Origin of the sequence: Kribbella sp. NPDC048928, assembly GCF_043197975.1 — a bacterium.
In the GTDB taxonomy this organism is placed as follows: domain Bacteria; phylum Actinomycetota; class Actinomycetes; order Propionibacteriales; family Kribbellaceae; genus Kribbella.
Map to the genome: position 1 here is coordinate 211966 of NZ_JBICUC010000011.1, position 19681 is coordinate 231646.

Here is a 19681-nt window from a genome sequence, read left to right on the forward strand (position 1 = left end):
TCCACAGCCGCTCCTCAACGGCCGCCGCCCAGCATCCACTACGCCGAGTCTCAAGCCTGGTCACTCAGTCGGTGTGTTCGATTGCTCGCACTCGCGGGACCCTGAGGTACTCGGACGCCTTCTGCCTCCACTCGGGCATCGCGAACTGTGGGTGGTCCCTGGGATCGGCGACGATGACAACTTCCTGGCTACCGGTAGCCTCCACCAGGGCGCGTGCGCCCCTCAGTAGGTCGCCATGAGTGATCGCGACCGTGACGCTGCCGTCGCCCGCCGATCGCAGGTTCTTGGCGCTCCGCGCCATGATCTTCCCGAGATCGGAGGAGGCGAACTTGTGGTCCTCGGGGAGTTGCGCGTGCATGCGCCGCGCGAGCGCGGGGGAGCCGAAGGTGTCTCCAGGCCGAAGGCCCAGCATGGCGAGGCCGTCGGTGTCGTGGCTCGCATCCCCTCTGACGATCAGCAGGTGATAGTCCACCGGCCCGTCGGGCGACTCGTGTACGGTGGCGGCCGCATCGTGATCGGACAGTTCGCCCTCGATCGCAACAACAACCTGATGAGCCATGGTCGTTCTCCGATTCGTGTCCTCACTGGACAGGACGGTGTTGGTGTACCCACACCACGCTTCTGGTAACACCCTCAGGCGCCCTCGGCAACGGATCGAAGACCGGTGGCTCACATCTGGCGGAGCGCTACCGGCGCGAAGATCGTCGCATCGCGATCATCGAGATCGGCAGGACGGTGCGGTCCATCCCCGATCAACGCTCGACGAGGTGCACAAGCGGCAGGTTCACGAGCGAGCGTATCTGCGACGCCAGGTCTCGATGGAGCAGAGTCGCCAGCTGATGGCGGCCGGTCACAACCACGATTTCCTGGCTGCCTGTCGAGGCGACGACGTCGAGCAACGCGCCGATCGGTTCGTGGTCGGAGACGTCCCCGGTCACTGGCGCCTGTAGAGCCTCCAGGCGTTCGACGCTTCGCTGCATCAAGCGCTCGGCCTCCTGACGGAACCCGACAGACCTGGCCGAACTGTCGCCGAGGGGTCTTACCAGGTGATAGCGAAGCGGCGTGCTCTTCATCTGGTAGAGCTCGGTCATCCGCCGCGCTGCCGTGCCGCTCAGCTCGTTCTCGACCAGGACCGCGACGTCGAACCAGCCGTCTGTCCGCTCCGGCGCCCCAGAGTTCTTTGCGAGCGATATTCCTGAAGTCTCATTGAGCCGCGTCATCATCGGTGTCCTCTCGCCGTCTTGACCTGACTCAACACGTACCCGCCGTCCCGTGGTTATCGAAGCGTCCGGCTCCAGTTGTCAAGAGAACTCAAAGTGGGCTTCAACCGCACCGGGCCGAGCTTGCCGGGTCGGCCGCGGAGACCTCGTCATCAGATCGTAAAGCGCATGGTCGCACGGTCTCAAAATTGGGTCGTGAGGGTGGAGAAGGAGCTGAATCGGAAGGGACTTGATGGCTGAGAGCATCCACAGCGTGTCGACCTGCAAGATTCCGATCTCCGCACTCGCGCTCTACTACCGTCGTAGTCTCGAGGGCGGACCCCCGTTCGGGCGGTACCGCTCGAGTGTCATCCAACGACGTCACGACCTGCGTCTCGTTGTCGGCGACGTACCACGCGAATCTGTGGTCACGGTGGCCGAGTTCGCCGCGCACGTTGCCTATCTGGAGCCGGAGACGGGGACAGGGCTGCTGGTGGTGCCGTGCCCCGACACTGACGTCCTGGTTGCGGATGTCCGCGGTCGCGACGTGGGCCGGCCGGAGGATTCCGGCGCGCTCTCGTTACAGGCGGCGGATCGTGCGTACGCGCTCGAGCAACTGGACGACGACGGCTGGCGATTGCTCGACGACCAGAAGGGTCTGACCGAGCCGGCAGGCTGGACGGCGGATGCGCGCCTGGCTGTCTGCCTCTCCGGCGCGCGGAGCTCGGAACGTCGACTGGTACTCGAAGATCTCCAATATGCGATCACCGCGCTTCACATCGCGGCCGATCTCCGCCACGACTGGTGAACCTACAGTGCGCGCACCGGTGACTCAGAAGCTTGCCATGTCCGGTGCGCTGTCGGCGAGACGACAAGAATTGCCTGGGCCAACTATTGCATAATGCAAATTCATGTCCGTCGATGTCCTGACCGTCGCCCGGGGTCCGTGGCACCGGTCTGATCCACGCCAGTTCTTCAGAGGCACGCATTCCGGGCTGCTCGTCCTGGCCGCGGTCGTCGGTGCCGGCGCTTTAGCCGACGGGCGTCATGGTGCCGAACCCGCCTCGCTCGTGCTGGAGTTCCCGGTGGTGGTTCGCCCCGACGATCACGTCGCCCAGGGGATCGAGGCGCTCGATCGCAGCGGCTGCGTCGCGGTTCCCGTGCTCGACGAGCGACGGCTCGTCGGCTGGATCAGTTCCCGCACGGCGCTCCGAGCGTTGCGGCGGAGTGTGAGCCATTCGAATGCTGAGAAAGAAGAGGTGGAGTCATGACCAAGCGCATTCCCCGGTCGCTGGCGAGGTTGCCGATTCCGTTGTTCCGGGCCGGGTTGGGCTTCGTGTTCGGGCGACGGCTGGTGATGCTGGAACATGTCGGACGGCGCAGCGGGCTGGCCAGGTATGTCGTACTGGAGGTGCTGGAGCACGACGTCGGCGGACTGGTGATCGTGTCCGGCTACGGCCGGGCGTCGCAGTGGTATCGCAACGTATCGGCGCACCCCGGCCTGCGCGTGTGGACCGGGACCCGCCGCGCCGTGCCGGCGGTTGCTGAGCCGGTTCCGGCTGCAGACGTACCGGCGCGGCTGGAGCAGTACCGCCGCCGTCACCCGCGGGCCGCGAAGGCGCTGGGCCGGACGCTCGAGCTCTCCGACCTCGCCGGCGACGGGCCGCTGCCGTCCGATGTGGGTGAGCGGCTGCCACTGGTACGGATCGAGTTCGGGGCCGGGCGAACGGTCGACTAGCCTCCGCAGAGAATCGAGCTGAACAGGACCCAGTTGAGGGGACCTGATGTGTCGGCTGACGACGTTGCAGCGTGATCTCTGCTCCGTCCCTGCTCCGTGGGACATCGCCAAGTGTCGACAATTGATGAGCGACGATGAGAAGCAAACGCCCAGGTCAGAGGCCAGATTCGCTGGATCGTGGGTTGACGCCGGTCAGCACCGCAGAGATCCTCGACTTCTTCGAAGGCACCCAACAAATCCAGCAACTGATCGTCGCCCGCAGACTCCTCGGCAAGACCTCCGCCGAGCTCAAATAGCCTTATTTGTGAGGCATCCCGGCATGCCTAGGTTGCTGTTCAGACGAGGTTCGGTCCGTCGGCCGGCAACCCCACGCGGAATCATTGTGCGGCGGCGAGAGTGAATCTCAGGATGGGAAGGACCCGGCCTGGGGCGACCGTTCGGTCGCCGATTCGTTCGGCGCCCATGTGGAGGTAGAAACCCTCCGCGTGAGGGTCGGAGTCGAGGGTCAGAGTGCGGAAGCCCGCGCTGTGGGCCGAAGCTACGGCGTGGTTCCAGAGCATCCGGCCAAGGCCGGTGCCGATCGCGGCCGGTTCGATGAAGAGATCCGAGAGTCCGCCGTTCGGCGGTTCGCCGGTGAGGTTGTAGTAGCCCGCTGGTACGCCGTCTTGCTCCGCGACCACGACCTTCCCGTCGCGGATGGTGGCGACGCTGACTACCAGGATGTCCTTCCACTGGTCGAGCATCGCTTGTGGATAGCCCCAGTGGGCCTTGGACCGTTGTGTCAGGGCAGTCAGCATGCTCGAGTCCGCGGGTTCAGCGTTGCGCAGGATGGTCCTGTTCATGACGAGTGAGGATAGCCGGGCCTCAAGGTCCGGGTGGGTCGAACTCCGGAGCGTCCGCTGGTCTTCCGATGAACTAGCAGCGCCCTGTGGGCCAGTTCATTGGCTCAGGCCCAGGTCGGCTTTGGAATCAGGCAGAACGGATGACCCGCCGGGTCTTCGTAGACGTGATCGGCGAGTTTGCGGGCTCCTAGTGCGAGTAGTTCCGGCTCGGCTTTCGCCGGGTCGTCGACCATGATGTCGAGGTGCATCTGCTGTGGGCGGGTGGGATCCGGCCATTGTGGGCGCTGATGGTCCGGCGCCAACTGGAACGCCAGGCCGGAGCTGTGGTCGTTGTCTGCGACAACGACCCAGTCGTCGCTCTGGTAGGTGATCGGCTTGCCCAGCACAGCGGAGTAGAACCGCGCCAGTACGGCAGGGTCTGGGCAATCGATCGCGAGATGGTGGAGACGTCCGATCATCCCCACATCATCCTGCGTGGACGACCCGACCGCCACGGGATCGCCTCGGCAGCTCAGTAGTCGGCTTTGCCGAAGTCCTTGGCCGGTTGCCAGGCAGGGAAGGCCCAGTCGGCTCGCGATACCTTGGCGCCGCGCTTGCGCGCGACGCCGATCGCTTCGTCGAGCGCCGCTCCGGTTCGCCCCCTGACTGCACGAAGCAATCAGTTCGGCTGGTGGTCGTGTGTGGCGATCCTGGTTTCGATGAGGTGGATGAACTCGGTCCAGTCTGGGTCCGACAGGGTCAAGGACGAACTTGCCTTGGCGACTTCTGCGGCCGCTGCGTCGACAAGCCAGGCGGAGGTGCGGATCATGTTCGCGGCTGCCGCGCGATCGCGACGTACGCCGGTGGGGGTGAAGTCTTGGTTGGCGAGCGCCTGGGTCGCGGTGCTCAGCAGACTCGCTACCAGGGCGTACGCGTTTCCGGCCGATGGCGTGCGGGTGAGCGCCGCGAATCGCGCTCGCGCGGAGTCGACCAAGTCGGGAGTCAGCAGCGTCGCCAGGCGCGGCCACTCTGCACTCATGTGCTCGGCCAGCCACTGTGACACCTTGCGGTACTGCGAGGCTGCGGCGTTCCATCGGGCTCGCATCGCGGTCAGTTCGGCCGGCTCTCCCGCGCCATCCATGAACAGGATCCCCGTCGCGGCGACGACTGCCGCGGCGTTCAGGTCGGCGCATCCGACTGCGCCGTGGCTTGGGTCTGCTCGCGGCTGGTCGAGTTCACCTGTACCGGACCAGTGGTCGGCCAGCACCTTCAGGGCGTTCGCGTCTCGTCGCCAGGCGACCGCTTCCTCCAGCTTGAACAGCGAGTGATACCGCTCGTGCTCGTAACAGCCTCAGGAGTAGTTGCTGAGTTCGATCAGGTTCTGGTCGGGGTCGCGGACGTAGACGCTGAAGATCGGGCCGGTCGCGCCCGTACGCTCGACCGGGCCTTCCTCGATCTCGATGCCATGCGCAACGAGTTCTGCCTGTACGTCGGCGAGCGGCTCGTCGACGATGAAGCAGAGGTCTGCGGTGCCGGGGCCGGGATGTGCGGCCTTGGGCTCGAACTCGTGCCCGGCCTCGTGCAGATTGATCTTGCTGGTTCCGAACGTCAGCGCCCGCCGCCCGCCCTTGAACGTGATCGCAGTCATCCCCAGTACCCGGTAGAAGTCCACCGTCCGGTCGAGATCCGCCACGGTGAGCACCAGATGATCGAGTCGGTTCACCCTCATACGCCGGAGAATACGCTCACGCGGAGCCGGCTTGTCTGGTGTCGGGCAGCCGAGGTGAACGGGGATAATGTCATGGTTGCTCGGCTGGCACGCTGCGACATTCGTCGTTGCCGCGGGGGCGGTGCTCCTGCAGCTCATCCTGGTGCTGCAGGGGCATCAGCATCTGGGCGAGACTGAGCCGGCGATTCAGGCGGCGTCGCGACCCGGCTTGGGTGTCCGGGTGCTGCGATTCGCCAGCTACCTGACGATATGGAGCAACGTGCTGGCCGCGGTGGTTGCGGCGACGCTCGCTCTTCGCCCGGATCGAGACGGACGTTGGTGGCGTGCATTGCGCCTCGATGCTGTAGTGATCTTGTTCGGCGGTGGCATTGTGCATTGGTTCTTCCTGCGACCGCTGCTGGACCTGCACGGCGCGGATCGGGTGGCGGACAAGTTGCTGCATGTTGTTGTCCCGCTGGTGGTAGTCGTCGGCTGGATCGTTGTCGGTCCGCGAGGCCGAATCGGGACGTCGGACCTGGGACGGTTCCTGGTGCTGCCGGTCATCTGGCTGGTCTACACGCTCGTGCGGGGCGCGATCGTCGGTTGGTATCCCTACCCGTTCGTCGACGTCGACCAGCACGGGTATCCGTACGTGACCATCGCCGCCCTGGCCATCGGGGCCCTTCTCGTCGGCCTGGCGCTTGTCGCGAAGCGCCTCGACCGCCACCTACCCGGTGTAGCAGCCAAACGTTCTGCTTGAGGTTGTTGGTACTCCCTCTGTTTCAGGTGATCGATGTTGTGGGCAGGATGCTGCTGGTGTCGCCGAAACCGTGGCGCAGCAGCGGGACCAGGCTGTCCCGCAACAGCAGCCGGGTGATCAGGCGCTGGGCAGCATGGCCGGCTCGGGTGGCCGGGACCAGGCTGCGCGCGAACGATCGCGTACGACGTTGCCGGGCGACGACCACTGGCCGCAGGCGTGCTTCGTAGTCGGTGAATGCGGCCGCACAGTCGTTGGGATGGGCAGTGAGCGCATCGGCGAGCAGGTAGCCGCCGGCCATGGCGAGCGAAGCGCCCTGCGCGGAGGCGAGGGTCAGCGCACCGCAGGCGTCGCCGATCAGCGCCACCCGGCCGGCGGACCAGTGGGGCAGTTCGATCTGGGTGAGTGTGTCCATGAACAACTCGCCGGTGGGAGCCTGGGCGAGGAGCTCGGGCGTGTGCCAGCCGGAGCCTGCGTAAACCGTCCGCAACCGGGCTGCCCGCTGCGAGCGCGGGATGCGATCGGTCGACCGGTCCCGGTAGAGGAACAGCACGATCGAGGTGCCGACGACATCGGTTGGATACAGAACGGTCTGACGGCCGGGCTCGGCGAAGTGGGTCCGTACGTCCGCGAGGCCGGCGATGTCCGGCACCGGGTAGCAGGCCATGGTGAATCCGAGGTGCCGGGCCCAGCGTGACTCGGCACCGAAGGCGAGCTCCCGGGTGCGCGAGTGCACGCCGTCGGCGCCCACCAGTACGTCGAATTCCTCGCTGGTGCTGTCGGCGAACGTCACCCCGACGCCACCCTCACCCTGGTGCACCTCGGCGATGCTCTGACGATGGCGGACCTCCACGCGGTCCCGTACCGCGTCGGCGAGGACGGCCTCGAGCGTGGTGTGCATCAGGGCGAGATAGGGGCCGCGCAGGACTTTCTCCGTCAGCGGCCGGTCCAGGCGCCCGGTGACCCGGCCGGACGCGTCCACGTACGCGATCGAGTCCGAGCGCAGGGGACGATCCGCGAGCCGTTCGAGGATGCCCATCCGGCGGGCGATCTCGTATCCCGTACCGGAAAAGTCGATCCCGTAGCCGCCCAACGGCCCGGCTGGAGCGCGTTCGGCAACGACAGGCGTATGTCCGGCCCGATCGAGCCAGTACGCGCAGGTGAGGCCGGCCACCCCACCACCAGAGATGAGCACCCTCATGCGCGTTCTCCGAACAGATCGCCAAGAGTGTCGACGGGCCGCCTAGGCATAAACGGGCACGATCGCAGTTGCTCGTGCGCTGCAGTCGTAGGCAAGGACTATGCCGCCCTGCTCGGGGCACGCGTAAATCCTGATCTCTGTACCCGGCGGCATGTTTAGGTACAGGTAGGTCGTCGTATTGTTGCCTTCGCGATTCCACGCATGGTAGGGGCCCGGGTTGCTCAGGTCGTAGCGATAATAGATGATCGCGACGCCGTAGCCGTCCTTGTGTGAATCGTGAATTGCCAAGATCTGAGGGTCTGCGTTGAAATAGCCGTAACCAGCCCAAGTTGTTGCCAGGGCAGTGGTGGAATAGGCGAACGACTGGCCGGTGGTCGCTACCGCGAGTGTCGCGACCGCAGCAACCATGGCGGCTGTCCGAGTTGCGGTGCGCTTGACGAGCGAGATGGTCGGCAGGTGTTTGTTCAGCATGAATTTTGCCTCCTCAGGCAGAGTGAACGTGCTGGTTGTGTGTCAGGTGCAGGACGCCGAGGATGGTGACTGATCCCAGTAGTCCGGCTGTGCAGATGACGAGGTACGGGGGTATCAAGGTGGCGACCGCGCCGCCGACTGTCATGCCGACGCCTTGAAGGGTCATCATCCCGGCGCCCAGCAGAGACATGGCCTGGCCGCGTGCGCCTTCGGGTACGGCTTGAACGAACCAACGGTCGATACCGAGTGTGTAGCCGGCGCACAATCCGGTCAGCAGCATCAAGGCAGCCGCGATCGGTAGCGACGGGTGGGTTCCGAAGGCGATCATCGGAAAGAGTGAAAGTGTCATCAGCGGCGATACGAGGCGGTCGCGCGCGGCGGGGGCGACCAGTGTGGCCGTCAGCGTCTCGCTGACCACGGTGCCCGCCGGCATTGCAGCCAAGAACAGCCCGAATCCGGCCGTACCCGCTCCCGAAGCGTCGGCAAACGGCGCGGCTACTCCTTCGGCGACGACGAAGAACATCGGAGGGACCCACCACATCAGAAGCAAGACGCGGATTTGACGGTCGCTGAGCAAGGCCAGAGCGGACCTGGTTGACGCGCGCGTCAGCGCGCCGGCCTGGGTGACTCGCGCCGGCCGGTCCCGGGTGCCCAGACGAAGCAGCAGGCTCGAACTCACGAAGGTGACGGTCGTGACGCAGAGCGCAGTACGGGGCGACAGCCATACCAGTGCGAGCCCTCCGAGCCCATACCCGACGACCTGCGCGCTTTGTGAGACGATCCGGATCAGTGACCGACCGAGGACATACAGATCCTCGGACAGGATGTCGGCAAGGCTCGCCGCCCGGGTGCCCGTGAACAGCGGTGAAATCATCGCGACCGCGAATCGGGGAATGAACAACACCGGAACTGGGAGCGCGGGGACGGCCATCACGGCCACACAGGCGGCCGACAACAGGTCGCAAGTGACCAGCACGCGGCGGGGTGGGCGTCGATCGGCGATACCCGACAAGGTGACTCCGCTCAACGCATAGGGCAGGAAGCCGAAGGCGAATACCAGAGCGGTCAGAAGCGCTGAGTGCGTCCGGCGGAAAACCAGGACAGCCAACGACACCTCGGCGAGGACACCGCCCAGGACGGACAGAACATGAGCGACGAAGATGGCTCGGAACTCCCTGACCGCAAGCACTTCCCGATAGCCCGATCGCGGGGGACGGCCCGGCTCCGGGTAGACGGGTGGCTGGGTCGGATCCGCGGACGAGGTGGAATCCTCCGCCATGGGGACTTCGCTCGCTTTCCTTGTGCTGTTGGCCAGTTGCGGTATCGATCGCCATGGTCGGTCGACCTGTCCTGAGAGGCAGTTGATCTCCGTGCACTGAGATCAACTGCCGGAGTGTGACGGCTTGATCAGCGGGGCAGCCAGTTCTTCGGCAGCCAGTTGCCAGGTGTGTCCATCGCGTCTCACCTCCTCCGTTCCCTCTCGGTGGCGTCACCATAACCCATTCGCGTACCGTGCGGTACACGAATAACTGACTTGATGCGGCATCGCGGTCGGCAACGCCGACGAAGTTCTCGCCATGGTGGTAACCTGACCGTTCGTGGACCACCTGGTCTACGAACGGAGGAATACTGTGCATGAACTTGTGATAGCTGGTGGCCGATGAAGCGCCGGCTGGTCGTCGGGATCAGCGGTGCGACCGGGATCGCGTACGGCGTTCAGGTGCTCCGCTTCGCACGCGCCGCGGGCATCGAGACCCATCTCGTGGTCACGCCGGCGGCGCAGCAGACACGGTCGTACGAGACCGCGCTGTCAGCACGCGAACTGCAGACACTCGCGGACGTCACCAACAAGCCGGCCGAGGTCGGCGCTGCAATCGCCTCGGGCTCGTTCCGTACGACCGGCATGATCGTCGCGCCGTGCTCGGTGCGCACTCTCGGTGCGATCGCGCACGGGCTCGGCGACAACGCCCTGACCCGGGCCGCGGACGTCACGCTCAAGGAACGGCGACGGCTGGTGCTGCTCGTCCGCGAGACTCCGCTGACTCTGGCGCATCTGCGGGCCATGACTGCGGTGACCGAGATGGGCGGCATCGTGATGCCTCCGGTGCCGGCGTTCTACCCGCGACCGGACAGCATCGACGAGATCGTCCACCACACCGTCGCCCGCGCCCTCGATCTGTTCGACATCGACGTACCTGGCACCCCGCGCTGGGGCGGCGACAGCGCCGTGCCCGAGCCCAGCCCGCTGGTCTCCCGGAACAACTCACTGCGAAAGGCGAGCCGTTGAAGCACCTCAAGAGCCTGCGCGAGTTCGTCGACGAACTGAACGCCGCCGGCGAGCTCCAGCAGATCGACACCGAGATCGATTGGAACCTCGAGATCGGCGCGATCATCCGCCGCTCGTACGACCTGCGCGCTCCCGCCCCGCTGTTCACCAACATCACCGGCTACCAGGACACCGGTTTCCGGGTGCTGGGCGCGCCCGGCTCGCTGAGCGGGCCGCAGCATCGATTCGCGCGGCTCGCCCTCGCGGTGGGTCTGCCGGCGGACGCGACCGGTCAGCAGATCGTCCAGGCGCTGGCCGCGGCACGTTCCCGCCCCGAGGTCCCGCCGGTCGAGGTCCCGGCCGCCGGCGCGCCCTGCAAGCAGAACGTCGCGACCGGCGACGACATCGACCTCTGGGCGTTCCCCACGCCGTTCCTGCACGGCAACGACGGCGGCCGCTACATCCAGACGTACGGTATGAACATCGTGCGTACCCCGGACGGCTCCTGGACCAACTGGTCCATCAACCGGATGATGATCGCCGGGAAGAACACGCTCGCCTGCCTGATCCCCGCGCCCCAGCATCTCGGCATCATCCGGTCGAAGTGGACCGAGATCGGCGAACCGATGCCGATCGCGCTCGCGATCGGAGTCGAACCCGGACTGCCACTGGTCGGCGGGATGCCGCTGCCCGAGGGCGCCGACGAGAGCCACTACCTTGGCGCACTGTTCGGCGAAGGCATCGAGGTCGTCCGTGCCGAGACCGTTGATCTGCTGGTCCCGGCCACGGCGGAGATCGTGATCGAAGGGCACATCAGCATCGACCGGACCGTGATGGAGGGGCCGTTCAACGAGTTCCCCGGTTACAACGCCACCGAGTCCTCGCTCAAGCAGCTCTTCACGGTGTCGGCCATCACCTACCGCGACCGTGCGATCATGCCCGCGGTGGCGGCCGGACCTCCGGTGGAGGAAGACCACACCATCATCGGCACCACCAGCGCAGCCGAGATCTTGCACCTGCTCCAGCAGGCCGAGCTGCCGGTCGCCTCGGCCTGGTACAACTTCGAGGCCGCCGTCCACTGGCTTGTCGTTGCCCTGCACAACGACTGGCACGAAGCCACCGGAGTCGGCGCCCACGAGCTGGCCGACCGGGTCGCCGAGGTGGTCTTCGCGGGGAAACCGGGCGTCAACGCACCCAAGATCATGCTGGTCGAGGACGACATCGACATCACCGACCTCGAACAAGTCATGTGGGCCTTCGCCACCCGATGCCACCCCGACGTGGATCGCGGTACGTTCCACTACCCCGACAAGGTCAGCGACCAACTCGCCGTCTACCTGTCCACCGAGGAACAGCACACCTTCCGCGCCGGCAAGGTCATCTACAACTGCCTGCTCGGCGACCTCTACCCCGACCACGAGCGCCCCCTCAAGGGCAGCTTCGAAAACGGATGGCCGGCCGACGTCCAGCAGAAGGTCCTCGCCAACTGGCACACCTATGGCTTCCGGTGACCCGCCCCGAGCTTTCGTGAACGGAGAAGGCAATGGACCTGAGACGTAGCCTCACTGCGAGTGTTACCGCGATTCTGGGTGCGGCGCTGCTGCAGTTCAACTGTGTGAGAGGGTTCGGCCTGGTTGTGCGCTGTGCAGATCACTTCGTAGAGAGTGGCGGTCTCCGAATCGCCCCCAGTGGTGTCGGTCGTTCAGGTGGGTTCTTCGGTGTTCTCCGGTGGAATGGTGATGCCGTTGTCTAGGGCGAGACGGAGGAGGCTGTCGAGTTCGCCGGAGTAGACGCGTTCGGCGTCGAGGTCTCCGGTCTCCTCGGCGGCGCGGAGCTGTTCCCGTGCGGAGGTGATCCGGCGGCGCAGTTCGGCGGTGAACGTGTCCATGGTGGGCACACTCTATCCACGAGTTGCAGAATTCTTCAATTCGTGATCGCATACTTTTTGCACATCGTGGAGCACCGGAAGGCGGAGGTATGACGACACCGCTGCACCAGTTGAAGGCTGAGTTCTTCAAGACGCTGGGGCATCCCGCGCGTATTCGGGTCCTGGAGCTGCTGAGCGAACGCGACATGGCGGTCAGCGAGCTCCTGCCGGAGCTCGGTCTCGAGGCGTCCAACCTCTCTCAGCAGCTGGCGGTTCTGCGCCGGGCCGGGCTTGTCACAACTCGTCGCGAGGGTTCGCAGGTGTACTACTCGCTGACCAGTCCGCGGGTGGCCGAGTTGCTGGCGGTCGCTCGGGGGATCCTGACGACCGTGCTGTCCGACCAGGTCGAGCTGCTGGACGGTCTGCGCGCGGACACCCCGGCGACAGCTCGGTCCGGTGCGAGGCGAGCGGCCCGATGAGGGCGCTGTTCCGGAAGATCCGCTCGACCGGCAGGATCGCGGAGCCTCGACCGGAGCGGCGTCCGGCGAGCGATGACGTACTGCGAGGATCCGTTCAGGTGCGGCACGTCGACGCCGGTTCGTGCAACGGGTGCGAGGTCGAGATCGGCTCCGCGTTCGGTCCGGTGTACGACGCGGAGCGGTACGGCGCGCGCCTGGTCGCATCGCCCCGGCATGCCGACGTGTTGCTGGTGACCGGTCCGGTGACGCGGAACATGGCCGATCCGCTGCGGAAGGCGTACGAGGCGACGCCGGCGCCGAAGCGGGTCGTCGCGGTGGGGGACTGTGCGCACAACTGTGGCGTGTTCGCGGGTGGTTACGGAGTGCAGGGCGCGGTCTCCGACGTGATCCCCGTCGACGTCGTCGTCCGCGGCTGTCCGCCCGAACCGCCGCAGATCATCGAAGCGCTCCGGGACCTGACCGGCCGATGACGATTGGTTGGGCGCTGCTCGGCGTGGTCGTGGTTGCCGGGCTCGGTGCGCTGGGCGCATTCGTCGCCGCTCCTCGCCGTCGCGCGCTCATTGCCGGCCTGTCGACGGCTGCCGCGGGTTCTCTCGGCGGGCTCGCGGGAGTCGCGGCGCTGAGCGGACGGACGTTCTCGACTACGATCCCGGCCCTGCTTCCGCTCAGCGAAGCATCGGTCGCAGTGGACGCGTTGTCGGGGCTGTTCTGCCTGTTGATCGGCGGCGTCTCGGTCGTGGTGGGGATTTACACCATCGGCTACTTCGGCGGCGGGCATGCCGGATCGCGGTCCGCGCAGGGCCTGCTGCCGCTGTTCGTTGCCGCGATGATCCTGGTCCCGGCGGCGGGGAACGTGACCACGTTCCTGGTGCTGTGGGAACTGATGGCTCTGGCGTCGCTGGCCCTGGTTCTCGCCGAGCACCGGCTTCGGCCGGCGGTTCGCGACGCCGGAGTCTGGTACGGCGCGATGACGCACGCCGGCCTGCTCGCGATCCTCCTCGGACTCGTGCTGTTCGCCTCGAAGGCCGGTGGCGAATCGTTCGCCGTGTTGCGCCAGGCGGGCCTGTCCCCGACCGTACGTTCCCTGGTGTTCGTCCTGGTCTTCGTGGGATTCGGATCAAAGGCCGGCCTGGTGCCGCTGCACGTGTGGTTGCCTCGGTCCCATCCGGAGGCTCCGAGTCCGGTGTCGGCGTTGATGTCCGCGGCGATGGTCAAGCTCGGTCTGTACGGCGTGCTGCGCGTGGGACTCGATCTGCTCGGCGGCGGGCCGCGCTGGTGGTGGTTGCTGGTACTGATCGTGGGCGGCGCGTCTGCGCTGTACGGGGTGCTCCAGGCCACTGTCGCGGTCGACCTGAAGCGTCTCCTGGCCTACTCGACGACCGAGAACCTGGGGTTGAGCTTCATCGGTGTCGGCGCGGGGGGCATGTTCGCAGCGGGTCCTGCGCAGGGCGGCAATCGAACGCTGGCGAGCCTTCTGATCGCGGCAGCGGTGCTGCATGCGCTGAACCATGCGGGATTCAAGACACTGCTGTTCCTGGGCGCCGGATCAGTACTGCGATCCACGGGCCTACGTGACCTCGACAGCCTGGGCGGACTGATCGCGCGGATGCCGGCGACCGCGGCGTTGTTCGGAGTCGGGGCGCTCGCGGCCGCGGCGCTGCCGCCCGGCAACGGTTTCGTGTCCGAGTGGCTGCTCGTGCAGGGCCTGATCCATGGGCTGCCGGGCGCCGATGCTGTGGTCGCGGTGGCGATGCCGTTGGCGGTCGGGGTCGTCGCGCTGACCGCGGGTCTGGGGGTGGCGACTTTCGTGAAGGCGTTCGGTGTCGGCTTCCTGGCTCGTCCGCGGTCGAAGGCCGCCGCTGCGGCGAAGGAATCGCCGATGAGTATGCGTGGCGCGATGCTGATCGCTGCCGTGGTGTGTGTCGGCCTTGCGGTGGTTCCGGCCGCGCTGGCGCCGGCGCTGACCCGGGTGCTGGGTTCGTTACCGACGGTCCGGGACGGCTCGCCGTTACGTGGCGGTGTGACGTTGCGGCTGGAAGGTATCCAGGGGTCGATGTCGCCCCTGCTCATTCTGGCGGCCTTGCTGGTGGCGGCGCTGCTCGTGGTCGCGTTGGTGCGGCGTGGGTTGCCTCGTCGCGAGTCGCTGGTCTGGGGCTGCGGTGGTACGCGGCTCGATCCACGGATGGAGTACACCGCCACGTCGTTCGCCGAACCGCTGACCCGCGTGTTCGACGACGTACTGCAGCCGGAGAAGGACGTCGACGTCACCCATCACGCCGAATCCCAGTACCTGATCGAGAGCGTTCAGTACCGGCAACGCGTCGACGATCGCCTGGAGAACGCGCTGTATCCGCCCGTACTTGCTGCTGGCAACAAAGTTGGCGCGGTGCTGAGCCGCCTGCAGAACGGAAGCGTGCACCGGTATCTCGCGCTGGGCCTGACCGGACTGATCGTAGTCCTCGTCGTCGTGGGGCTGACGGCGTGAGCATCGTCGGGATTGTCGTCCAGGTCGCACTGCTGGCGGTGCTGGCACCGTATCTGGTGGGCCTGATGCGGCAGGTACGTGCGCGGATGGAGGGTCGTGCCGGGGCCGGTGTCGGGCAACCGTGGCGTGACCTGCGCAAGTTGTTCCGCAAGGAGCCGATCACCGCTCCCGGGTCGAGCTGGGCGTTCGCCGCCGCGCCAGCCGTCTTGGTCGCGACGACCGTCGTGATCGCAGCGGTCGCGCCGTTCGTCGCCACGGTGTCACCGCTGGACGGCGTCGTGGATCTGTTCGCGGTGGTCGGACTGCTGCTGCTCGGTACGGTGGCGCTCGCGCTGGCCGGGTTAGACACAGGCACGGCGTTCGGCGGTATGGGTGCGAGCCGGGAGATCACGATCGCTGCCCTGGCCGAGCCAACCATCCTGCTGGCTGGGTTCGCGTTGTCGGCTCGGGTCGGCTCGACAAATCTGGCCGCGATCGTCGAACGCGGCCAGCAGGTTCCGGGCGATGTGCTGTCGCCGGCTTCGCTGCTCGCGGCTGTCGCCTTGGCGGTCGTGGTGATCGCAGAGGCGGGGCGGTTGCCGGTCGACAACCCGTCGACCCATCTCGAACTCACGATGATCCACGAGGCGATGGTGCTGGAGTACTCCGGTCGCGACCTCGCGCTGGTCGAGTTCGCCTCCGCACTGCGACTGACGGTCCTGCTCGGCCTCTGGTCGAGTCTGTTCCTGCCCTGGGGCGTAGCGACCTCGGCGTCGCCGCTCGCCCTGCTGATCGGCGTCGTGGCGTTCGCGGTGAAGGTCGGCGTACTCGGAGCGTTGCTGACGGCCGGTGAGTTGTTCATGGCCAAGCTGCGGCTGTTCCGGGTGCCGGAGTTGCTGGCCGGGTCGTTCCTGTTCGGTCTGCTGGCCGTCTCGTCCTCCTTCTTCCTGGCGTGATCATGACGACTCAATGGCTCTATCTGATCTGCGGTGGCCTGCTGCTCTCGTCGGTGATGGTGCTGTGGCGGCGCGAGTTGTCCGCGATCGTCCGGCTCCTTGTCCTGCAGGGAGTTCTGCTGGCTGGGCTCGCCGGGGTGCTCGCCGTACGGCTGGACAGCGTCGAGCTCGGCGTCGTCGCGGCCGGCGTACTCGCCCTGAAAGCGTTCGTCGTCCCGACGATCCTCCGGCGGGTACTGCGAGACAGTGGTGAGGCCCGCGAGACCGAACCCTTGACCAACGTCACAGCGTCGATCGTCGCGGCCGCGCTGCTGACCCTGCTGGCGTACGCCGCGAGCCGTCCCATCGTGCGGTTGTCGCCGACCGCGGAGACGCACGCGGTGCCGGTCGGGCTGGCGATGGTGCTGATCGGGTTCTTCGTTCTGGTGACCCGGCGGCGGGCGTTGTCGCAGATCGTCGGATTCCTGCTGCTCGACAACGGGATCGCGACGACCGCGTTCCTGATCACCGGCGGCGTTCCGGGCGTCGTCGAGCTGGCCGTCTCCCTCGACGTACTGCTGATCGTGCTCGTGCTGCAGGTGCTGACGGCTCGGCTCCGCACGACCTTCGGCGGGACGGACATCGACGAGCTGCGGGAGTTGCACGACTGATGAGTCTCACCGGTGTGCCGGCGGCGCTCCTTGTCGCTACGCCGATCGTCGCCCCGCTCGCAGTGGCTGCGGTGGCGGTCAAGCTGGGGTGGCGGCGTTCCGTTGCCATCGGAACGGTTGCGGCGGCCCTTGCCGTCCTTGCTGTCGGTGTGAGTACGGCGGTCTGGACTGCGGACGGGGGAGTCGTCGAGGCCGGGAACTGGTTGCGGATCGACGCCCTGTCCAGCGTGATGCTGATCGTCATCGGGGCCGTTGGCGGAGTCGCGACGTGCGCCGGGATCGGGTACCTGGACGAGGAGCTGGCGTCCGGACACACCAGTCCGACCCGCGCACGGTGGTACGGGATCCTCGTGCCGCTGTTCCTGGCGACCATGGTCGTCGCCGTACTGGCGAACAACCTGGGACTGTTGTGGGCCGCGATCGAAGGCACCACGATCGTGACGGCATTCCTCGTCGGCCACGGCCGGTCGCGGAAGTCCTTGGAAGCCACCTGGAAGTACGTGATCATCTGCTCGGTCGGGATCGCGCTCGCGTACCTGGGGACCGTCCTGGTGAACTACGCGGCCAAGCAGGCCGGTGTGGTCGAGAACGGAACGCTCGACTGGACGCAACTGGTCGCGCACGCGGGTGAGCTCGACCCGGGGGTGATGCGTCTTGCCTTCGGGCTGCTGGTCCTGGGATTCGGTACGAAGGCCGGTCTGGTGCCTCTGCACAGCTGGTTGCCGGACGCGCACAGCCAGGCCCCGGCTCCGGTGTCGGCCTTGATGTCGGGTGTCCTTCTGCCGGTCGCGGTCTACGCTCTGGCCCGCTACCGGGTAATCGCGGTCGCCAGCGTCGATCCGGGGTTCGTCCGCGGGCTGTTGCTGACTGTGGCGTTGTTGTCGTTGCTCCTGGCCGCGGGACTTCTTCTCGCACAGCGCGACTACAAGCGGCTGCTCGCGTATTCCAGTATCGAGCACATGGCGCTGGCGGTCGTTGCAGTAGCCATCGGTACGCCGCTGGCAATCGCTGCTGTGCTGCTCCATATCGTCGGGCACGGGCTGAGCAAGGCGGTCTTGTTCTGCAGCGCCGGTCAGATCCTCGCCCGCGAAGGCAGTACGCGGATCGAGGCTGTCCGGGGATTGTTCGCCCGTGCGCCGATCCTTGCGGCACTGTTCGCGACCGGTTTGCTCGCGTTGCTGGGGCTGCCGCCGTTCAGCCTGTTCGCCAGCGAGCTCGGCCTGATCCGTGCGGGGATCGATGCACGGCTCGGTTGGGTCATGGCCGTCGTGCTGGTACTGCTGCTGGTGGTCTTCGTTGCCATCAGCACCAAAGTGTCCGGCATTCTCCTGGGCGCCGCCGCCAGTCCGGAGCCGACAGGACCCAACACGACAATTACGTCGGTCAAGACCTTGCGACTGTCGACCTTCGTTCCGCTGGTAACGGGCCTGGCCGCGGTCGCCGTGCTCGGGATCGTCGACTGGCCACTCGGTTCGCTGTTGCGGACCGCCGCACAGATCGTGGGGACCAGATGAGCCCGGACGTCCGGACGTACCCGAACCGCCGCCAGTCCACCGTCACGGCCGAGACCCTCCTCGACCGCGTCGCCGCCTTGCTGGACGACGGCTTCCGGCTCGTGCTGATCGCGGGGCACGACGACCCGGACGCGTTCCGCGTGGTGTATCTCTTCGCCGCCGGTCAGCCGGATCGCCGGGCCGAGTTGGTGCTGACCACGAGCCGTTCCGAGCCGTGGATTCCCAGCCTGGCCGCGCTGTCTTTCCCGGCGGGGCGGTTCGAACGCGAGCTGCGCGACCTGTTCGGTATCGAGACCCGGGCCCACCCGTTGCCACGCCGGCTGGTGCTGCACCAGCACTGGCCCGAGGGCTGGTTCCCGATGCGTCGCGACGCAGGTCAGCCGCCTGCGTTCGGAGACGTCGATGAGCCGTACCCGTTCCTGACCGTCGACGGCACCGGGGTGTACGAGATCCCGGTCGGCCCGATCCACGCCGGCATGATCGAGCCCGGGCACTTCCGGTTCTCGGTGGTCGGCGAGACGATCCTGAAGCTCAAGGCGCGGCTGTGGTTCGTCCACAAAGGTATCGAGAAGCTTGCTGAAGGCAAGCTGATCGCGGAGGTGCTGCAGCTTGCGGAGCGGGTGTCGGGCGACACCTCGGTCGGGCACGCGCTGGCCTTCTGCCTCGCCGTCGAGGAGGCGCGCGACTGGGCCGTGCCGTCGCAGGCGCAGGTGCTGCGGGCGATCCTGCTCGAGCTGGAGCGGCTGTACAACCACGTCACGGATATCGGTGCCCTCTGCAAGGACGTCGGGTACGGCATCGCGAACGCCCACGCACAACGAATTCGTGAGCAGTTGCTCCGGCTCAACAAGGACGTCACCGGCCACCGTCTGCTCCGTGGTGCAATCACGCCCGGAGCTACCCACCTTCGCGCATTGCCCGACCCGGCGCTTCTTGGCGAGATCGCGTCCGATATCCAGGAGATCGTCGACATCGCGCTCGCCAACAGCGTCGTACTGGACCGAATGACGGGCACCGCAGTACTCCGTCCTGACCAGGCGCGCGGTATCGGCACCCTCGGGTACGTCGCCCGCGCCAGCGGCCTCGACCACGACGCCCGCCGCGATCATCCCTTCACGCCGCTGACCACTGGCGTCACAGCCCCGGCACACACCGGCGGGGACGTCCTGGCGCGGTTGCGGACCAGACTCGACGAGATCCACGCTTCCGTTGCCTTGATCACCGAATTGCTGGCCGACCGGCCGCCCCTGGCCGCTGAGACGGTCAAGCCCAGTTGGCTGGCGGCCGGCCGCTCATCCGGTGTCGGCCTCGTCGAAGGATGGCGCGGGACGATCGCTCACCGCGTCGAGTGCGCGCCGGACGGCACCGTGTCCCGCCTGAAGATCGTCGACCCGTCGTTCTTCAACTGGCCGGCGCTCCCGGTCGCCCTGGCGGACACGATCGTTCCCGACTTCCCCCTCACCAACAAGAGCTTCAACCTCTCCTACGCCGGGAACGACCTGTGAAGCGACGCCAGCCACGCCCGATGAACATCGTCACCGTCCAGCGCTGGGTGGCCTCGGTCATCCTCATCGGCCTCCTCCCTACCGC

General features: G+C 66.7%; 24 protein-coding genes. 14 read left to right on the plus strand and 10 right to left on the minus strand.

Annotation, left to right across the window (positions count from 1 at the left end; genetic code table 11):
• Positions 1 to 64 precede the first annotated feature (64 nt).
• Together ACGFI6_RS37710 and ACGFI6_RS37715 are read right to left on the minus strand one after the other, a co-directional pair.
• A complete protein-coding gene (locus ACGFI6_RS37710) occupies positions 65 to 559 on the minus strand; it encodes a hypothetical protein (protein ID WP_393127377.1) in 495 nt (164 codons plus the stop codon).
• 193 nt (positions 560 to 752) lie between these two features.
• Positions 753 to 1223, minus strand: a complete 471-nt coding sequence (locus ACGFI6_RS37715) for a hypothetical protein (protein WP_393127379.1) — start codon at positions 1221 to 1223, stop codon at positions 753 to 755.
• A 229-nt stretch (positions 1224 to 1452) separates the two neighbouring features.
• Here ACGFI6_RS37715 and ACGFI6_RS37720 point away from each other — a divergent pair, with 229 nt between their 5' ends.
• The 4 genes from ACGFI6_RS37720 (at position 1453) to ACGFI6_RS37735 (ending at position 3233) form a co-directional block, all read left to right on the plus strand.
• Positions 1453 to 2007 (plus strand): hypothetical protein, encoded by a 555-nt coding sequence (locus ACGFI6_RS37720; protein ID WP_393127381.1) that lies wholly within the window; start codon positions 1453 to 1455, stop codon positions 2005 to 2007.
• Positions 2008 to 2110: 103 nt separating this feature from the next.
• Positions 2111 to 2470 carry a CBS domain-containing protein gene (locus ACGFI6_RS37725; RefSeq protein WP_393127383.1) on the plus strand — a complete coding sequence of 120 codons (360 nt, stop codon included), beginning with the start codon at positions 2111 to 2113 and terminating at the stop codon, positions 2468 to 2470.
• Complete coding sequence (locus ACGFI6_RS37730; protein WP_393127385.1) at positions 2467 to 2937, plus strand: nitroreductase family deazaflavin-dependent oxidoreductase; 471 nt, start codon at positions 2467 to 2469, stop codon at positions 2935 to 2937. Before ACGFI6_RS37725 ends, ACGFI6_RS37730 begins: the two co-directional genes overlap by 4 nt.
• 134 nt (positions 2938 to 3071) lie before the next feature.
• Entirely contained in the window at positions 3072 to 3233 is a 162-nt protein-coding gene (locus ACGFI6_RS37735) for a hypothetical protein (RefSeq protein ID WP_393127558.1), read from the plus strand.
• Between the two features lie 81 nt (positions 3234 to 3314).
• Here ACGFI6_RS37735 and ACGFI6_RS37740 read toward each other — a convergent pair whose 3' ends face one another.
• The 4 genes from ACGFI6_RS37740 to ACGFI6_RS37755 all read right to left on the minus strand — a co-directional run bounded on the left by ACGFI6_RS37740 (position 3315) and on the right by ACGFI6_RS37755 (position 5487).
• On the minus strand, positions 3315 to 3779 hold the full coding sequence (locus ACGFI6_RS37740) for a GNAT family N-acetyltransferase (RefSeq protein WP_393127387.1): 465 nt from the start codon (positions 3777 to 3779) through the stop codon (positions 3315 to 3317).
• Positions 3780 to 3883: 104 nt separating this feature from the next.
• Complete coding sequence (locus ACGFI6_RS37745) at positions 3884 to 4237, minus strand: VOC family protein (protein WP_393127389.1); 354 nt, start codon at positions 4235 to 4237, stop codon at positions 3884 to 3886.
• Positions 4238 to 4437: 200 nt separating this feature from the next.
• On the minus strand, positions 4438 to 4899 hold the full coding sequence (locus tag ACGFI6_RS37750; RefSeq protein WP_393127391.1) for a hypothetical protein: 462 nt from the start codon (positions 4897 to 4899) through the stop codon (positions 4438 to 4440).
• A gap of 210 nt (positions 4900 to 5109) precedes the next feature.
• The gene (locus tag ACGFI6_RS37755; protein ID WP_393127393.1) at positions 5110 to 5487 is read right to left on the minus strand and encodes a VOC family protein; all 378 of its coding nucleotides are present in this window, start codon (positions 5485 to 5487) and stop codon (positions 5110 to 5112) included.
• Between the two features lie 76 nt (positions 5488 to 5563).
• Here ACGFI6_RS37755 and ACGFI6_RS37760 point away from each other — a divergent pair, with 76 nt between their 5' ends.
• Positions 5564 to 6226 carry a Pr6Pr family membrane protein gene (locus ACGFI6_RS37760; RefSeq protein ID WP_393127395.1) on the plus strand — a complete coding sequence of 221 codons (663 nt, stop codon included), beginning with the start codon at positions 5564 to 5566 and terminating at the stop codon, positions 6224 to 6226.
• Positions 6227 to 6248: 22 nt separating this feature from the next.
• Here the strand turns inward: ACGFI6_RS37760 and ACGFI6_RS37765 are convergent, their stop codons facing one another.
• Genes ACGFI6_RS37765 through ACGFI6_RS37775 form a run of 3 tightly spaced genes read right to left on the minus strand, consistent with a single transcriptional unit; the run spans position 6249 to position 9174 of the window.
• The gene (locus tag ACGFI6_RS37765; protein ID WP_393127397.1) at positions 6249 to 7424 is read right to left on the minus strand and encodes an FAD-dependent monooxygenase; all 1176 of its coding nucleotides are present in this window, start codon (positions 7422 to 7424) and stop codon (positions 6249 to 6251) included.
• Between the two features lie 42 nt (positions 7425 to 7466).
• On the minus strand, positions 7467 to 7895 hold the full coding sequence (locus tag ACGFI6_RS37770; protein ID WP_393127399.1) for a hypothetical protein: 429 nt from the start codon (positions 7893 to 7895) through the stop codon (positions 7467 to 7469).
• A 13-nt stretch (positions 7896 to 7908) separates the two neighbouring features.
• Entirely contained in the window at positions 7909 to 9174 is a 1266-nt protein-coding gene (locus ACGFI6_RS37775) for an MFS transporter (protein ID WP_393127401.1), read from the minus strand.
• A gap of 381 nt (positions 9175 to 9555) precedes the next feature.
• On the opposite strand from ACGFI6_RS37775, the gene ACGFI6_RS37780 reads away from it, so the two are divergent.
• Positions 9556 to 10182, plus strand: coding sequence for a UbiX family flavin prenyltransferase (locus ACGFI6_RS37780; protein ID WP_393127403.1), 627 nt, complete (start codon positions 9556 to 9558; stop codon positions 10180 to 10182).
• Positions 10179 to 11672 carry a UbiD family decarboxylase gene (locus ACGFI6_RS37785; protein WP_393127405.1) on the plus strand — a complete coding sequence of 498 codons (1494 nt, stop codon included), beginning with the start codon at positions 10179 to 10181 and terminating at the stop codon, positions 11670 to 11672. The genes ACGFI6_RS37780 and ACGFI6_RS37785 overlap by 4 nt, the downstream gene beginning before the upstream one ends.
• 191 nt (positions 11673 to 11863) lie before the next feature.
• On the opposite strand, the gene ACGFI6_RS37790 is transcribed toward ACGFI6_RS37785, so the two are convergent.
• Positions 11864 to 12049: a hypothetical protein gene (locus ACGFI6_RS37790; RefSeq protein ID WP_393127407.1), complete on the minus strand. Its 186-nt coding sequence runs from the start codon at positions 12047 to 12049 to the stop codon at positions 11864 to 11866.
• A gap of 89 nt (positions 12050 to 12138) precedes the next feature.
• Between ACGFI6_RS37790 and ACGFI6_RS37795 the strand changes: the two genes are divergently transcribed.
• From ACGFI6_RS37795 to ACGFI6_RS37825, 7 genes are read left to right on the plus strand one after another with little or no spacing between them, the layout of a single operon-like run.
• On the plus strand, positions 12139 to 12507 hold the full coding sequence (locus ACGFI6_RS37795) for an ArsR/SmtB family transcription factor (RefSeq protein WP_393127409.1): 369 nt from the start codon (positions 12139 to 12141) through the stop codon (positions 12505 to 12507).
• Entirely contained in the window at positions 12504 to 12977 is a 474-nt protein-coding gene (locus ACGFI6_RS37800) for an NADH-quinone oxidoreductase subunit B family protein (RefSeq protein WP_393127411.1), read from the plus strand. Before ACGFI6_RS37795 ends, ACGFI6_RS37800 begins: the two co-directional genes overlap by 4 nt.
• Positions 12974 to 14992: a proton-conducting transporter membrane subunit gene (locus ACGFI6_RS37805; protein ID WP_393127413.1), complete on the plus strand. Its 2019-nt coding sequence runs from the start codon at positions 12974 to 12976 to the stop codon at positions 14990 to 14992. The genes ACGFI6_RS37800 and ACGFI6_RS37805 overlap by 4 nt, the downstream gene beginning before the upstream one ends.
• Positions 14989 to 15927, plus strand: a complete 939-nt coding sequence (locus ACGFI6_RS37810; RefSeq protein WP_393127415.1) for a respiratory chain complex I subunit 1 family protein — start codon at positions 14989 to 14991, stop codon at positions 15925 to 15927. Before ACGFI6_RS37805 ends, ACGFI6_RS37810 begins: the two co-directional genes overlap by 4 nt.
• Before the next feature lie 2 nt (positions 15928 to 15929).
• A complete protein-coding gene (locus tag ACGFI6_RS37815; protein WP_393127417.1) occupies positions 15930 to 16577 on the plus strand; it encodes a hypothetical protein in 648 nt (215 codons plus the stop codon).
• Positions 16577 to 18091 carry a proton-conducting transporter membrane subunit gene (locus ACGFI6_RS37820; protein ID WP_393127419.1) on the plus strand — a complete coding sequence of 505 codons (1515 nt, stop codon included), beginning with the start codon at positions 16577 to 16579 and terminating at the stop codon, positions 18089 to 18091. The genes ACGFI6_RS37815 and ACGFI6_RS37820 overlap by 1 nt, the downstream gene beginning before the upstream one ends.
• Complete coding sequence (locus tag ACGFI6_RS37825; RefSeq protein WP_393127421.1) at positions 18088 to 19596, plus strand: NADH-quinone oxidoreductase subunit C; 1509 nt, start codon at positions 18088 to 18090, stop codon at positions 19594 to 19596. Before ACGFI6_RS37820 ends, ACGFI6_RS37825 begins: the two co-directional genes overlap by 4 nt.
• Positions 19597 to 19681: the final 85 nt, after the last annotated feature.